This is a genomic window from Deinococcus psychrotolerans (assembly GCF_003860465.1).
Taxonomy (GTDB): Bacteria; Deinococcota; Deinococci; order Deinococcales; family Deinococcaceae; genus Deinococcus; species Deinococcus psychrotolerans.
In genome coordinates, this window is sequence record NZ_CP034183.1 from 2,045,949 (window position 1) to 2,060,000 (window position 14,052).

Consider the following 14,052-nt stretch of genomic DNA (forward strand, 5'->3'; position numbering starts at 1 on the left):
CTTGCTCAAGGTGAGGTCGTCCGTCAGGGCGGGGCTGGGCGCTCTAAACTGCGGACATGTTGCTCTGGATGCGCCAACATTGGCGGCCCCTTTTGGCATTGGCCCTGCTGATCGTTTTACCGCTGTTTTTGCTCGGCTACCTGACGCAAGACATCCACGAAAAAGAGGTGTTCGGTTTCGACGCGCCGGTCACGCTGTGGGTTCGGGCCAACGCGCCAGCGTGGTTTCAGCAGGTGGCTCTAACCTTTAGCGCCTTTGGCAGCGCCACTTGGATGACGCCGGTCAGCGCGGTTTTGTTAGTGGTGTTTTGGCGAAAATCAGCCGTGATGGGCCGTTATTTTCTGATCTCGCTGGGCGGTGTGATGCTGCTCAACATCATTCTCAAAGCCTTGGTCGGCCGGGTGCGTCCACAGATCGTGGAGTGGCTGTGGCAAGAAGGCGACAAGAGTTTTCCGAGCGGTCACGCGACGATGGCCGCCGCCCTGACTGTGACGCTGGTGGCCCTGCTGTGGCGCACCGGCTGGCGCTGGCCGCTGATCGTGCTCGGCACGCTCTACACGCTGCTGATGGGAACGGCGAGGGTCTACGTGGGCGTGCATTACCCCACTGACGTGCTGGGCGGTTGGGCGCTGGGGATCTTCTGGGCGGCGGGTACGGCGCTGGTGCTGTGGAAGCGGCTGCGCCAAGCTCAGCAGCACGCCACCGAACCGGGGAAAGTGGTGCATTTGGGCGACCAGTCTGCTTAAGTACGCCAATGTTTATCTTTGGATAAGCCGAGCGGAGCGGGCAGGCCCGGTAGGTGCGACCAAGCGTCGTCATCGGCGCTGCCCTGGTCAAGAAGCCGCTTTGCCCAAGACGCGAGAGATGGGAAAAGTACGGTTAGATGGGAGTGGATGGAGCGTTCTATGCGGGCAGGCCCGATAGGTGCCGCTCTGCTCAAGACGCGGAATCCCGAAACGGTAATCTTGTTGTACTTAGCGCCTAGCTCCACAGCTGCATCAATGCTGCGCCGCCTTCTTTGAGCCACCCCTGAGCTTGTCGGTATTCGGGAAAGAGGCGCTGCACCTCGGCCCAGTAAGCGGGCGAGTGGTTGAGCTCGGCGAGGTGGGCCGCTTCGTGGGCGGCCACATAGTGCAGCACCTCTGATGGAGCCAGAAGCAAGCGCCAGTGCAGCCTTACCACCCCTGCTGCCGTGCAACTGCCCCAGCGCCCCGATGCGTTGGTCATTTTGACGGCGCTGAGAGGCCGCCCCTTACGGAGTCGAGCGGCGTACTGCTGAACCACCGGCGTAAATATGTCCAGCGCCTGTTGCTTGTACCACGCTTCCACCGCGTCCCTTAAGTTTGCGGCGGGTGCGTGGAGTTCGTCATGGAGCCGCCGCGCCCGTTTGAGGTTTGGTACAGCCCTCAGCGTCAAACTATGGCCCATAAACGGCAAAACAGAGCCGTCGGTCAGCGGCGCGGCAACAGGTTTTCGCTGCTGAAAGGTTTGCAAATGCCGCTCGGCCCAGGCCCGTTTGTCTTCTACAAATTGGCGGAGGCGGGCTTCCTCGGTGAGCTGCGGCGCGTAAACAGTCAAGCCCTGCGCGGTGACTTTGAGGCCCACTGTGCGGCGTTGGCTGCGTCTCAGGCTGACGGGCAGGCCGCCGACCAGCAGACCGGAGAGGGAAGCAGTGGAGGAAGGCGGCACCGAGCCAGTTTAGAACACCAAAAAGCGGCGGCTGAGTTTCCCCGGCTGCCGCTTTAGTGATTTGGAGTTTAGAGCGAGCTGTAAGCGCCTTTGAAGGTGTCGCACTGATTGGGATCGCCATTTTTGAGGCCGGTGCTGAACCATTTGATGCGCTGCTGAGCCGTGCCGTGTGTAAACGAATCCGGCACCGCGTAGCCGCGCCCCTGCTTTTGCAAATTGTCGTCGCCGATGGCGCTGGCGGTGCTCAGGGCCTGCTGAATATCGGTTTGGGTGATCTTGGTGTACTGCGCCGTTTTGTTGCCCCACACGCCCGCAAAGCAGTCGGCTTGGAGTTCGAGCCGCACGCTGACCTGATTGGACGCGGCTTCAGACTGAGCGCTGCGCTGAGCGCGTTCGGCTTGGTCGGCGATGCCGAGTTCGTTCTGCACATGGTGGCCGATTTCGTGGGTGATCACGTAAGCGTAGGCAAAGTCGCCGCCGCCGCCGAGTTTTCGTTTCATTTCACTGAAGAAAGCGGTGTCTAGGTACACTTTGCTGTCCAGTGGGCAGTAAAACGGCCCGACCGCGCTGTTGGCCGTGCCGCAGCCGCCCCGCGTTTGGCCGCTGTAGAGAACCAATGTGGGCGGCGTATAGGTTTTGCCTGCCGCTTGAAACACTTTCGACCAAACGTCGTTGGTGCTGCCCAAAATTTTGGTGACGAACTGCCCCGTTTCGTCGCTGGGGATTCCGGTATTCGTCTGGGAAGTTGGCTGGCCGTTCTGCGTTTGCTGGCGCTGCGGCTGTGTTTGCCGGGGCTGGCTTTGCTGGGTTTGCGGCTGGGTGGTTTGGCCCGAATCGCCGCCGCCCAAAATGCTGCTGGGATCGATGCCGAAAAACATGGCGATGAGGGCGATAATCACCGCTCCAATGCCGCCCACAGCCACTCCGCCGCCGGGAATACCGCCACCGCCGCCTCCGCCCGCACCGCGCCGATCTTCAACATTGCCGCTGCCCGGCAGATTTTTCCAGTCCATGTTTGCTCTCCTTAAATGCTTAATCAGTGTTTATTGGGGACGCTTTCTCATCCCATTCTAAGCGGCTTAATCTGACGAAGCATTCAGGAATCGTTTTCGTTTGTTTGAAATTCTGGGGTTAGGCTATCCGAATGACCCATTCACGCCTTGATTTTGATTTCTCGCTGCTGAGCGCCGCTGAGCGCTACAAACTCGTGACCGGCGTGGTGGTGCCGCGCCCAATCGCTTGGGTCAGCACCCTCAACCCCGGCGGCGGCGTCAACCTCGCCCCATACAGCTTTTTTGGTTTGATGGGATCTGATCCGGCAGTGGTGGCCTTTTCACCGGGAGACAGGCCAGAGGGCGGCCCCAAAGACACTGCCCGCAACATTGGCGCGGGCGGCGAGTTTGTGGTCAATATGGTCAGCCGCGAGTTGGCCGACGCCATGAACCTGAGTGCCACCGATTTTCCGGCGGATCAAGCTGAACCTGCTCACCTAGGCATCGACCTCGCACCCTCGGGCCGCGTGCAAGTGCCGCGTGTGGCGCTCAGTCCGGTCAGCTTGGAATGCCGCGAGGTGCAAACCCTGACTTTGGGTCGCACTCGCATCATCTTGGGCGAAGTTCTGGCGCTGAGCATTTATGAGCGCCACCTCAAAGACGCCGAGAACTTGTACGTGGACACCGCCTCGCTGGACTTGATCGGTCGAATGGGTGGGCGCGGCGGGTACGCCACTACCCGCGACGCGTTTGAAATTCCGCGCCTGAGCTATCAGCAGTGGCTGGAGACTCAAGGTGACTGAGGTGCGCCGCGCCGTACCGGACGATGCCCCCGATTTAGCCCGCGTGCATGTGGCGAGTTGGGCTGAAACCTACCGAGGCTTGATGCCTGACACTTTTTTAGACAGCATGACCAGTCCGGCGCGGCAGACTCGCCGCCAAGTGCTGTGGCAGCAAAACCTAAACGAAGACAAGGAAAGTGTTTTCGTGGCCGATCAAGCAGGTGAAGTGGTTGGTTTTATTTCCGGCGGGTCAAGCACTTTCGCAAGGTATGACGCCGAACTGTTCACCCTGTATCTCCTCAAATCGGGGCAGGGCGGCGGTATTGGACGGGCGCTGATGCAGATCTTGGCAGCTGATCTAGCGGCGCGGGGTCACACTTCGCTGATGTTGTGGGTGTTGGACATCAACCCGGCTCGAACTTTTTACGAGCATCTGGGCGGTGTGGTCATCGGCGAAAAAACTGAGGCGGTGACCGGAGGAGAGTTGCACGAAGTGGCGTATGGCTGGGCCGATTTGAGGGCTTTGCTCTAAAAAAGCCAGTGCCGGGGTGTTAGCCTCAGGCCATGACCGTTTCCCCTCAAACCCTGACTTGGACTTCTCAGCGGGCCGCCAACGTGCCTGCCAGCGTCTTTGCTTTGATGGACGCCGCCAAAATGCGGGCGCTCGCGGCGGGCAAAAGCCTGATTGATCTCAGCATCGGCTCGTCGGATTTGGCTCCGCCGGAAGCGGCACTTGAAGCTTTGCGGCGGGCCACCCGAGACCCGCTGACGTACCGCTACCCCCTGTTTTCCGACACTGCGCCGCTGAGAACGGCGGCGGCAGCCTACTTGCAGCGGCGCTACGGCCTGAGCCTTGACCCCGACACCGAAATCTTGCCGCTGATCGGCGCTCAAGAAGGGCTGGCCCACCTGCTGCTGGCCGTCACCGACCCCGGCGATACCCTGCTGCTGCCCGATCCCTGCTATCCGCCTTACTACGGCGCGGCGGCGGTGGCGGGCCTGAAAACCTATCCTTTGCCGCTCACGGCTGAGCGCCGCTTTTTGCCGGACTTGGCGGCAGTGCCGGAGACGCTGAGGCCCCGCGCCTTGCTGCTCAACTATCCCAACAACCCCACTTCGGCCACTGTACCCACCAGCTTTTTTGAGGAAGTGCGGGCTTGGTGTGCTGATCGCGGCACGCTGCTGATCCACGATCATCCCTACGCCGAGTTGACCTACGGTGATTACCGAGCCCCCAGCGCCCTCTCCGGCGGCGCGGCGGGCGTGGTGGAGCTGCACAGCCTTTCCAAAACGCACCACATGGGCGGCTTCCGCGTCGGCTTCGCGGCGGGTGACGCGGGAGCATTGGCGGCACTAGCAAGAGTCAAGGGCGCGGTGGATTTTCACCCGTACTTGGGCATTCAGGCGGCGGCGGTGGCGGCCCTCGGCACGCCGCCGAGCGGCCTGGACGTCTTTGAGGCGCGGCGAGACGCTCTTGTACCTGCCCTGCACGCTTTGGGTTGGCAAGCCGAGTGGCCGCAGGCCAGCATGTACGTCTGGGCGCGGCCTGTTGGCCTGATGGACAGCGTGGCGTACGCCCTCAGAGCCGCCGAGGAAACCGGCGTGGCGCTGGCTCCCGGACGGGCCTTCGGCTCAGAAGGGGAGGGCTATCTGCGCTTCGCTTTGGTGCAGCCACCGGAGGTCTTGCAGGAAGCGGCGGGGCGGCTCTCTGGGGTGGCTGCTTCTTGATTCGTCCTGCCACTGCCGCCGACCTTCCGGCCCTCGCCCCCATCTACAACGAGGGCATCCTGGGCCGCAACGCCACTTTCGAGACCCGTCTGAGAACACCGGACGAGTTGCAGAGTTGGCTGGCCTGGCCCTGTTTGGTGCTGGAACTTGGCGGCGCGGTGCTGGGTTTTGCGCGTGGCGGCGAGTACAGCTCGCGCCCCTGCTACGCGGGCGTTCTGGATCACAGCGTGTATGTGGCGACCTCGGTTCAGGGTCAGGGCTACGGTGTAGCTCTATTGCTGGCATTGCAAGACGCGGCCCGCGCCGCCGGGTTTCACAAGCTGACCAGCCGCGTCTTCGCCCGCAACCTGGGAAGCCTGGCCGCTCACCACCGGGCCGGATTCCGGGAAGTCGGGCGACACCTCAAGCATGCCCAGTTGGACGGCGAATGGCTGGACGTGGTGACGGTTGAAATCAGTCTCTAAGTAAGCGGCGCTTAGCCCCCCTTCGCTGTCAGCACCAACGCCTGAATCTCTTTGACCAGCGCCAGTTCCCGCAGCTTGTCCGCGTCCAAGTCTCCGGCGCGGGCCAGCGCTTCGGCTTTTTTCTTGTCGATGCTGGCGACTTCCAAGGTGGCGGCGTCGCCGAAGACTTCGCGGAAGCGCTCGGCGGGGTACTCAAGGCGACGCTGCACCTTGACGCTGGAACGGTACAACTCGGTTTCGGCGTGTTCGCCGCGCAGCAGGGCCGCCTTAATGACTTCGCCCAGCTCGGTCTTCTCAGCTTCCAATCCCAAAATGGTGTCGCGCAGGGTGGCGTAGCGCTCCAGCAAATCGCTGAGGGTCAGCCGCGTATCGGGGTCAGCTTGCCAGTCGGTCATGGTTCATAGTCTAGAGGCCGTCTGCTCACCAGATTGGACGCACTAGACTGCTCGGGTGAGCGAACTCAACCCCCGCGAAGTAGAACGCCGCCTGCTAGACGCCATCCGGCGCAGCCCCAGTATGCAGGAGATCGCCGCCCTCAAGCACGCCGATGTGCAAACGCCCGAAGGAGCTATTCAAGCGCTCCAAGACGGCAACGCCCGCTTTTTTAGTGGTGAAGCTTCGCGCCCCGAACTCGGAGCCAACGAGCGCCGCGCTCAGATCATGGGCCAAACGCCGTTTGCCGCGATTTTGGCCTGCTCCGACAGCCGCGTGCCGGTAGAACTGGTGTTCGATCAGGGCTTTGGCAACTTGTTCGTGGTGCGGGTGGCGGGCAACGTGATGGGCGAAAGCGGCCTCGCCACGCTGGAATACGCCATTTTGCATTTGGACATTCACCTGCTGGTCGTGATGGGCCACGAAGGCTGCGGAGCGGTCAGCGCGGCGCTGATGCCCGAAGAGTGGATTCAAAATGAGCCGCCCGCTTTGCAGGCCCTGATCCGGGGCATTCAGCCCAGCTTGGAAGGTTTGCCGCCGATCCGTGACAAAAAAGCCCGAATGCGCGAAGCAGTGATGAGCAATGTCCGCCACCAGGTCGCGGCGCTACGCGAACAAGCCGTCATCGTGGCGGCGGAGAAGCGCGGCCAGATTCGGGTCATCGGCGGATTCTACGAAATCGGCTCTGGGGCGGTGGACTTGCTGACCGAAGAAGAAGATTTACGGGTTTGATGGCGGTGGCTCGGGCGCTGACCGGAAGACCAGAACGCTTAAATTCAGGTTAACGCTTTATTCCGCAGAGTAGTTTACAAATTAGGTCAACAGGTGTACAGTCAAAACCCCTTAGGGGCTGTTGGTGTACTGGCAGCGCCTAAACGCCCTGACTTCTTCATCCCTCTCAAAAAGCCGCGTCTCGCGGCAGGAGAACCCCCCCCATGCGTATCCTTCCTCTTTTTATTGCTGGCTTGCTGCTCGTTGGCGCTTCGGCGCAGGCAGCGTCCCCCACCACCATTACCAAAGGCACGCTCACCATCGGCATGGAAGGCACTTATCCGCCGTTTAACTACAAAGACGAGCAAGGCAAACTCACCGGCTTTGACGTGGACGTTGCCAGCGCTTTGGCGGCCAAGCTCAACCTCAAGCCGCAATTTGTGCTGACCGAATTCAGCGGCATTCTGGCGGGCCTGCAAGCCGGCAAGTACGACGTGATCGTCAATCAACTCGGTATCACGGCAGAGCGCCAAAAGAGCATTGCTTTTACTGCGCCGTACGCTTACTCCTCGCCGCAAATCATCGTCCGCAAAATGGGCGGCGGCCAGTACAAGACGCTGGCTGACCTCAAGGGCAAGCGGGTGGGCGTGGGCCTCGGCAGCAACTTCGAGCAGCAGCTCCGCACCGCCGGCGGTATCAACGTGGTGACTTATCCGGGCGCTCCCGAATACTTGGCTGACCTCGCTGCCGGACGCCTCGACGCCGCTTACAATGACCGCCTGTTGGTCGGCTACCTCATCAAGTCCCGCAACCTGCCCATCATGGGTTCAGGCGTGGTCGGTGAGCCGGAACCGGTGGGCGTCGCCCTCAAAAAGACCAATCCCAGCCTCAAAGTTGCCCTCGACAAAGCGCTGCTCCAGATCAAAGCGGATGGTACCTACGCCAAAATCAGCCGCCAGTGGTTCGGGCAGGATGTGGGCAAACCTTAAAGAACAAGCGCTGAGCCAGCCGCATGAGGCCGCTGCTCTCAACCTTTCCTGACGCCTCCCGGCCAAGCGCTGCGGGGCGTCTTGCGCTGTACCCTAAGCGCACCCCGGAGGCTGTATGGACACCCTGATGATTATTTTGCAAAGCGCTTGGGCCTCGCTGCCGACCCTGCTGCTGGGTGCCCGCCTGACTGTCGGCTTCGCACTGGCGGCGATGGTGCTGGGATTGCCGCTGGGCCTTGTCGTGGCGCTGCTGCGGCTCTACGCGCCGGCATGGCTCAGATGGCTGGCGGCGCTCTACGTTTCGTTTATTCGCGGCACGCCGCTGCTGGTGCAGATTTTCGTGATTTATTACGGCCTGCCCAGCTTCGGCCTGACGCTCAGTCCGGTGGCGGGCGGGGTGCTGGCCCTGACCCTCAACGCCGCCGCTTACCTCTCCGAAACCATCCGCGCCGCCGTGCTGAGCATCTCCAGAGGCCAGCACGAAGCGGCCTACAGCTTGGGCCTGAACAAATTACAGACCATGCAGCTGATCGTTTTGCCGCAGGCGGCGCGGGTGGCCCTGCCCAGCCTCGGCAACAGCCTGATCGGTCTGGTCAAAGACACCTCGCTGGTGTCGGTCATCACGGTGGTCGAACTGCTCAGAAGCGCCCAACTGGTGCTGGCCCGCACGTTCGAGCCGTTCGGGCCCTATCTGGCAGCGGCGCTGATCTACTGGGCCATCAGCAGCCTCCTGGAAGTGGTGCAGCGGCGCTTGGAAGTGAGGCTGTCGCGGGGAGCGACCTGAATGGCCCAGCCCGCTTTGAGCAATCCTTCTCAGTATCTTGCCCGTGTGCCTTCCACACTATTTTCTAAAGCAGCGAGGCGTATCCTAAGACCATGACCCAGACTTTAGAACCCACCAGCCAACCGATTGGCATCAGCGAAGCCGGAGCCGCCCGCGCCCACGCGGTGATCTCAAGCAGCGGCAAGGAAAATGCGGGCGTGCGCCTGTTTATCAAAAGCGGCGGCTGCAGCGGCTACCAGTACGGCATGGCCATCGATGACCGCGAACTCGAAGGCGACACCATCTTGATGGACCGGGGCGTCAAACTGATCGTCGACCGCATGAGCCTGCCGCTGGTGCAGGGCGCGGAAATCGATTACGTCGAGAGCATGATGGGCGGCGGCTTTACCGTCAACAACCCCAATGCCACCTCCGGCTGCGGTTGCGGCAGCTCGTTCCGCACCGACGGCTCAGCCGCCCAAGACGGCGAGGGCGCAGCCGGCTGCGGCAGCCACTAAGTACAACTCTGTCCGCTCCACCCCTAGACCGCACGGCCAATTGAGGCTGTGCGGTCTTTTTGGGTTGATTTGGGTTTATACTTGGCAGTACAGAACTCAGCATTTTGGTTTAGGGCAAGCCGTTTACTGCGGTTTGGTTCGCTTTCGGCATTTGTGTGGCTAAGCGGCCTGTTTTACCTTGACGTGAAGCTTATTAGGCTTTTACAAAACACTTTGCATGAATTTAGCGTTCAAACTTTCATTCCGGCCCGGTTTTCAGCGAAAACTTGAGTAAGGTGCGAACACTCCCGCTTGACTCGGTAAAGATTTCTTCATACTCTTGGCAGACTGAGCGCGGTTTTGTAGCGTTTTTGTGATCTTGGAGGCGACATGAAAAAATGGCTCACCTTATCCGTACTCTTGTTGGGCGCTGGCGTTGTTTCTTCGGCGCTGGCCGGTCAGGCCAATAATTCGCTGGTCATCGGCACTTCGCAGGAACCGCCCAATATCAACGACCCCTGGCGCACCAACAACTTGGTCATCGCCACCGAGATCACCTGGTACATGGAAGCGCACCTGATCGGCAAGGACGACAACGGCGAACTGTATCCCGAGATCGCCACCCGTGTGCCGAGCCTGGCCAACGGCGATTACAAGATCGTCAAAGACGCCAAGGGCAACGTCATTCGCAACAGCGTGACCTTCAGCATCCGTAAGGATGCCAAGTGGAGTGACGGCACGGCCATCACGCCCAAGGATTTCCAGTTCTGGCTCAAAGTCGAGCAAGACGACCGGGTGCCGGTGCCGACCCGTGAGCCCTGGGACAAGGCCAAGATCACGCTGCAGGACGCCGACACCTTTACCATCACCTTTGATCCGCCGTATCTGTTCGCCGACCAGCTCACTTCGGCAGTGGGTCTTAACCCGGCTCCCAGCGCGGCGATGGAAAAAGCCTGGAGTGCCTTTGACGCGGCCACCAAGAACCTCGATCCCAAGACCGGGGCCAAGCAGATCACCGATGAGTGGAACAAGTTCATCGCTCAGTTCACCACTTCGCGTGGCCTGCCCAAAGTGGTGTCGGGGCCGTTCAAGCCTACCGCCTGGCGGGCCGGAAACAGCTTGGTGCTGACCCGCAATCCCAATTACTGGCTGACCCCCAAGGGCGGAGCCGACAAATACATCCAATCGGTGCAGTACCGCTTCATCGCCGACACCAACACCCTCAAGGTCAATATCTTGTCGGGCCAGCTCGACGCGCTGTCGTACGTGGGCCTGAGCTTCGACCAAGCGATTGAAGCGCAGCGCAGCGAGCGCGGCAAGTACAAGACCTACTTTGTGCCGGGCGCAACCTGGGAACACGTCGATATCGCCAACGTCGGAGCGCGTGCCCAGAGCTTAGGCCTGAATGACAAGCGGGTACGCCAAGCGCTGATGTACTCCATCGACCGGGCCGCGCTGGTCAAGGCATTGTTCGAGGGCAAGCAGCCCGTTTCCAACACCTGGGTCAGCCCGATCAGCAAGCTCTATCAGAAAAACGCCAAGGATTACAACTTCGACGCTGCCAAGGCCAAAGCGCTGTTCGCCGCCGCCGGTTGGAAGCCCGGCCCCGACGGCATCTTGGCCAAAGACGGCAAGAAGATGTCGCTGAACTTCAGCACCACCGCCGGAAACAAACTGCGCGAGCGCGTCCAGCAGATCTTGCAGGCCCAGTGGAAAGCGGTTGGCGTGGACGTCAATATCCAGAACTTTCCGTCCACGGTGGTGTTCTCTGGCGACTTCGCCCCGCGCAGTGCCGAGGGCAAGTGGGACCTGTTCATGTACGCTTGGAGCAACGATCCCAGTGTGGAGCGCGGTGATTTGTGGGCCTCGCAGTTTATTCCCAGCAAGGACAACGCTTATGCGGGCCAGAATTACCCCAATTTCAAGGACGCCGATTACGACAAGATCTGGAACGACGCCAAGACCGAGTTCGATTTGAGCGCCCGCGTCAAGCTGTTCGACAAGATGCAGTCCATCTGGACTGACGAGGTGCCGTCCTTGCCGCTGTACTTCCGCGCCAACCCGTATACCAAGGTGCCGGGGCTGGTCAACTACACCTACACCGCCTACAGCCTCTATCCCTCTTGGAACGCCGCTCAGATGGGCTGGGCTTCTCGCGGAGCAGTTGAGACTTTCACCCAGAAGTAAGCGCTGCTTAGTGGAGTGAGCGGGGGAGACGGGTCAACCGCTCGCCCGCTTTCCCTTTGTTGTTTGCAGGGCACCTGCCACAAACCAAACCACACGCCGCTTTCTCAGGAGTCGTCATGTTGAATTACGCGCTTCGGCGCATCCTGCAAATGATTCCGCTGCTGCTGGTCATCAGCTTGGTGATCTTCACGCTCACGGCGCTGCAACCCGGCGATCCGGTGGATCAGCTGGTGCTGGGCAACTCGCAGATCACCCCCGACGACATCGCTCGCCTGCGGGCCGCCTACGGATTAGATCAGCCAATCCCGGTTCGCTACTGGTTTTGGTTGACCCACGCCATTCAGGGTGATTTTGGCTGGTCGCGGACTTTCAGCGCCCCCGCCGCTTCTTACGTCTTTCAGGAGCGGCTGCCCAATACGCTGCTGCTGACCCTGCCCGCCCTGATTCTCTCCACCCTGATCGCTGTGCCGCTGGGCATCTTCTCGGCGGTGCGGCAGTACAGCTTCCTCGATTACGTACTGACCTTTTTCAGCTTCGTGTCGTTCAGCGCCCCCATCTTCTGGATCGGAGCGATGGCGCTGTGGCTGTTCGCCATCTATTTGCCGCAGATCACCAATGGTGTGATCTCGCTGCCACCCGGCGGACTCGGCAGCCCCGACCTAGCCCCCGACGCGGGCTTCTGGTCGGTGCTGACCGACAAGCTCAGGTATCTGATTTTGCCGCTGAGTATTTTGATGCTGCGCGAGATCGCTGTGATCCTGCGCTTTCTGCGGGCCTCGATGCTAGAAGTTTTGAATCAGGATTTCGTTCGCACGGCGCGGGCCAAGGGGCTGTCAAGCCGCAAAGTGCTGTATCGCCACGCCCTCAGAAACGCGGTGCTGCCCATCGTGACCTTACTGGGCCTCTCGATTCCAGGCCTGTTCGGCGGCGCAGTCCTGACCGAAACGGTCTTCTCTTGGCCGGGCATGGGCCGGGTGATCGTGGAAGCGCTGACCAGCAAGGACTTCAACGTGGTGATGGTCGCCCTGACCTTCATCTCGGTGCTGACGGTGGTGTTTCAACTGCTGACTGATCTCGCCTACGCGGCCATCGATCCACGCATTCGCTACTCGTAAAGGAGCCACAAGATGACAGCACTCGCCTCGGCTCCCGCGCCTTTCAAGAGCCGCTCCACCTTCCAGATTGCCCTCAAGCGGCTCCGCCGTCACAAGCTGGCGATGGTCAGCCTGACCGTGATCGTACTGCTGGTGCTGATGGCCCTCCTCGCTCCCTGGATCGCGCCGCACGATCCCAACGCCCAGAGCATCTTTGAAATCTACGCGCCACCGAGTGCCAAGTACTGGTTGGGCCAGGACGAACTGGGCCGTGATCTCCTGTCCCGTGTCATCTACGGCAGCCGGGTCAGCTTACTGGTGGGCTTCAGCGTGGCCTTCCTGAGTATCCTGGTCGGCACCACGCTGGGCCTGCTGGCAGGCTTTTTGGGCGGCTGGATCGACATTGCCATCAGCCGATTTATCGAATTCATGCTGTCGTTTCCCACCCTGGCCCTGCAACTCGTTCTCAGCGGTTTGTTCGCCTCTAGTGACGCCGCTCCCATCGTGGCGCTGCGGTCCTCGCTCGGCGCGAGCGCCAACATCCTGATCGTGGTGGGAGTCTTCTCGCTATTCGGCTGGATGGGCACCGCCCGGCTGGTGCGCGGCGAAGTCCTCAAGCTCAAGAATCTGGAATACACCGATGCCGCCCGTGCCCTGGGAGCCAGCAGCGCCCGTATCATGTTGCGCCACCTGCTGCCCAATTTGTTTGCCATCGTAATCGTGCAGGCCACGCTCGACGTGGGTACGGCCATTCTCAGCGAGGCGGCGCTCTCGTTTCTGGGCTTTGGGATTCAGCCGCCGGTGTCCACCTGGGGCAATATGCTCAGCAACGCCAACGAGGTCGTGTTGCAGTACCCCTGGATTCCGCTGTATCCCGGCCTGATGATCCTGATCACGGTGCTGTCGTTCAACTTCCTGGGCGACGGCCTGCGCGACGCCTTCGACCCGCGCAGCCGCCTGTAGACTTTCTAGCTTGCTCCTTATCCCCCCGTGTCAGAGCACTGGGGGTTTTTTCTGTCTAGAGCTAAAGCGCTATCCTTTTCCCATGATCGTTCTCGGCATCGACCCCGGCCTCGCCAATCTCGGTATTGGACTTGTCAGCGGCACTGCCCGCAAAGCTGTTCACATTCACCACGTCTGCCTGATCACCGAATCGGCCTGGATCATGCCCCGGCGCTTGCAGTACATCCACGCCGAAGTCACCCGCCTTATTCAGGAATATCAACCCGAAGCAGTGGCTATCGAAGACCAGATTCTGCGTAAACAGGCCGATGTGGCCTTCAAAGTGGGTCAGGCTTTCGGCGTCGTGCAGCTCGCATGCGCTCAGGCGGGCCTGCCCGTCCACACCTACGGCCCGATGCAGGTCAAGCAGACCTTGGTGGGCACCGGACGCGCCGACAAAGAGCAGGTCATCTACATGGTCAAAGCCAGTCTGGGTATCCGCGAAGTCTTCAACAACCATGCCGCCGACGCGCTGGCCCTGGCCCTGACCCACTTGGCGCATCAAGGTGTTCAGCAAGCGCTGGCAGGACGGCGCTAGCCTGTCAACTCACAGGGTGCCGTGATTAGTGGTGCCCTCCACCCAGTGTTCGCCGGTTTGGTCAGCTTCGTGCTTCCAAATCGGCAACTCTTTTTTGAGCTCCTCGATCAAGTCGTCGCAGGCTTCTAAAGCCACCCGGCGGTGCGGGCTGCCCACTCCGATGATCAGACTGGCTTCCCCCGGC

General features: G+C 60.9%; 17 protein-coding genes (1 of these 17 cut by a window edge). 13 read left to right on the top strand and 4 right to left on the bottom strand.

Features of this window, described 5'->3' with window-relative positions; all coding sequences use genetic code 11:
• Positions 1-56 precede the first annotated feature (56 nt).
• Positions 57-746, top strand: coding sequence for a phosphatase PAP2 family protein (locus tag EHF33_RS10100; protein WP_124870836.1), 690 nt, complete (start codon positions 57-59; stop codon positions 744-746).
• Between the two features lie 235 nt (positions 747-981).
• Here the strand turns inward: EHF33_RS10100 and EHF33_RS10105 are convergent, their stop codons facing one another.
• A complete protein-coding gene (locus EHF33_RS10105; RefSeq protein ID WP_124870839.1) occupies positions 982-1,689 on the bottom strand; it encodes a M48 family metallopeptidase in 708 nt (235 codons plus the stop codon).
• A gap of 68 nt (positions 1,690-1,757) precedes the next feature.
• On the bottom strand, positions 1,758-2,702 hold the full coding sequence (ypfJ, locus tag EHF33_RS10110) for a KPN_02809 family neutral zinc metallopeptidase (protein ID WP_124870842.1): 945 nt from the start codon (positions 2,700-2,702) through the stop codon (positions 1,758-1,760).
• 131 nt (positions 2,703-2,833) lie between these two features.
• Between ypfJ and EHF33_RS10115 the strand changes: the two genes are divergently transcribed.
• Genes EHF33_RS10115 through EHF33_RS10130 form a run of 4 tightly spaced genes read left to right on the top strand, consistent with a single transcriptional unit; the run spans position 2,834 to position 5,655 of the window.
• Positions 2,834-3,484, top strand: a complete 651-nt coding sequence (locus EHF33_RS10115; RefSeq protein ID WP_124870845.1) for a flavin reductase family protein — start codon at positions 2,834-2,836, stop codon at positions 3,482-3,484.
• A complete protein-coding gene (locus EHF33_RS10120) occupies positions 3,477-3,995 on the top strand; it encodes a GNAT family N-acetyltransferase (RefSeq protein ID WP_241191131.1) in 519 nt (172 codons plus the stop codon). Before EHF33_RS10115 ends, EHF33_RS10120 begins: the two co-directional genes overlap by 8 nt.
• A 32-nt stretch (positions 3,996-4,027) precedes the next feature.
• Positions 4,028-5,191: an aminotransferase class I/II-fold pyridoxal phosphate-dependent enzyme gene (locus tag EHF33_RS10125; protein WP_124870848.1), complete on the top strand. Its 1,164-nt coding sequence runs from the start codon at positions 4,028-4,030 to the stop codon at positions 5,189-5,191.
• Positions 5,188-5,655, top strand: a complete 468-nt coding sequence (locus EHF33_RS10130; RefSeq protein WP_124870852.1) for a GNAT family N-acetyltransferase — start codon at positions 5,188-5,190, stop codon at positions 5,653-5,655. The genes EHF33_RS10125 and EHF33_RS10130 overlap by 4 nt, the downstream gene beginning before the upstream one ends.
• Before the next feature lie 11 nt (positions 5,656-5,666).
• Here EHF33_RS10130 and EHF33_RS10135 read toward each other — a convergent pair whose 3' ends face one another.
• Positions 5,667-6,050, bottom strand: coding sequence for a hypothetical protein (locus EHF33_RS10135; RefSeq protein ID WP_124870854.1), 384 nt, complete (start codon positions 6,048-6,050; stop codon positions 5,667-5,669).
• 121 nt (positions 6,051-6,171) lie between these two features.
• Here EHF33_RS10135 and EHF33_RS10140 point away from each other — a divergent pair, with 121 nt between their 5' ends.
• From EHF33_RS10140 to ruvC, 8 genes are all read left to right on the top strand, one after another.
• A complete protein-coding gene (locus EHF33_RS10140; protein ID WP_124873072.1) occupies positions 6,172-6,819 on the top strand; it encodes a carbonic anhydrase in 648 nt (215 codons plus the stop codon).
• A 203-nt stretch (positions 6,820-7,022) separates the two neighbouring features.
• On the top strand, positions 7,023-7,787 hold the full coding sequence (locus EHF33_RS10145; RefSeq protein WP_124870857.1) for a transporter substrate-binding domain-containing protein: 765 nt from the start codon (positions 7,023-7,025) through the stop codon (positions 7,785-7,787).
• 115 nt (positions 7,788-7,902) lie between these two features.
• Positions 7,903-8,571, top strand: a complete 669-nt coding sequence (locus EHF33_RS10150) for an amino acid ABC transporter permease (RefSeq protein WP_124870860.1) — start codon at positions 7,903-7,905, stop codon at positions 8,569-8,571.
• Between the two features lie 92 nt (positions 8,572-8,663).
• Positions 8,664-9,068 (top strand): HesB/IscA family protein, encoded by a 405-nt coding sequence (locus EHF33_RS10155; RefSeq protein WP_124870863.1) that lies wholly within the window; start codon positions 8,664-8,666, stop codon positions 9,066-9,068.
• Positions 9,069-9,437: 369 nt separating this feature from the next.
• The gene (locus EHF33_RS10160) at positions 9,438-11,234 is read left to right on the top strand and encodes a peptide ABC transporter substrate-binding protein (protein WP_124870867.1); all 1,797 of its coding nucleotides are present in this window, start codon (positions 9,438-9,440) and stop codon (positions 11,232-11,234) included.
• 116 nt (positions 11,235-11,350) lie between these two features.
• A complete protein-coding gene (locus EHF33_RS10165; RefSeq protein ID WP_124870870.1) occupies positions 11,351-12,349 on the top strand; it encodes an ABC transporter permease in 999 nt (332 codons plus the stop codon).
• 12 nt (positions 12,350-12,361) lie between these two features.
• Entirely contained in the window at positions 12,362-13,291 is a 930-nt protein-coding gene (locus EHF33_RS10170; protein ID WP_124870874.1) for an ABC transporter permease, read from the top strand.
• 82 nt (positions 13,292-13,373) lie between these two features.
• Complete coding sequence (ruvC, locus tag EHF33_RS10175) at positions 13,374-13,868, top strand: crossover junction endodeoxyribonuclease RuvC (RefSeq protein WP_124870877.1); 495 nt, start codon at positions 13,374-13,376, stop codon at positions 13,866-13,868.
• Between the two features lie 9 nt (positions 13,869-13,877).
• Here ruvC and moaD read toward each other — a convergent pair whose 3' ends face one another.
• Positions 13,878-14,052, bottom strand: the 3' portion of a protein-coding gene (gene moaD / locus EHF33_RS10180) for a molybdopterin converting factor subunit 1 (RefSeq protein WP_124870880.1). The gene runs 509 nt beyond the window's last position; the window shows 175 of its 684 coding nt (coding positions 510-684); its start codon lies beyond the right edge, outside the window; the stop codon is at positions 13,878-13,880.

Bases quoted from the DNA above. Each gene is read 5' to 3' on its own strand.
- EHF33_RS10140 (WP_124873072.1), top strand. From the start codon at position 6,172: ATGCAGGAGATCGCCGCCCTCAAGCACGCCGATGTGCAAACGCCCGAA.
- EHF33_RS10100 (WP_124870836.1), top strand. From the start codon at position 57: ATGTTGCTCTGGATGCGCCAACATTGGCGGCCCCTTTTGGCATTGGCC.
- EHF33_RS10150 (WP_124870860.1), top strand. From the start codon at position 7,903: ATGGACACCCTGATGATTATTTTGCAAAGCGCTTGGGCCTCGCTGCCG.
- ruvC (WP_124870877.1), top strand. From the start codon at position 13,374: ATGATCGTTCTCGGCATCGACCCCGGCCTCGCCAATCTCGGTATTGGA.
- EHF33_RS10135 (WP_124870854.1), bottom strand. From the start codon at position 6,050: ATGACCGACTGGCAAGCTGACCCCGATACGCGGCTGACCCTCAGCGAT.
- EHF33_RS10115 (WP_124870845.1), top strand. From the start codon at position 2,834: ATGACCCATTCACGCCTTGATTTTGATTTCTCGCTGCTGAGCGCCGCT.
- EHF33_RS10125 (WP_124870848.1), top strand. From the start codon at position 4,028: ATGACCGTTTCCCCTCAAACCCTGACTTGGACTTCTCAGCGGGCCGCC.
- EHF33_RS10165 (WP_124870870.1), top strand. From the start codon at position 11,351: ATGTTGAATTACGCGCTTCGGCGCATCCTGCAAATGATTCCGCTGCTG.
- EHF33_RS10160 (WP_124870867.1), top strand. From the start codon at position 9,438: ATGAAAAAATGGCTCACCTTATCCGTACTCTTGTTGGGCGCTGGCGTT.
- EHF33_RS10145 (WP_124870857.1), top strand. From the start codon at position 7,023: ATGCGTATCCTTCCTCTTTTTATTGCTGGCTTGCTGCTCGTTGGCGCT.
- EHF33_RS10170 (WP_124870874.1), top strand. From the start codon at position 12,362: ATGACAGCACTCGCCTCGGCTCCCGCGCCTTTCAAGAGCCGCTCCACC.
- ypfJ (WP_124870842.1), bottom strand. From the start codon at position 2,702: ATGGACTGGAAAAATCTGCCGGGCAGCGGCAATGTTGAAGATCGGCGC.
- EHF33_RS10155 (WP_124870863.1), top strand. From the start codon at position 8,664: ATGACCCAGACTTTAGAACCCACCAGCCAACCGATTGGCATCAGCGAA.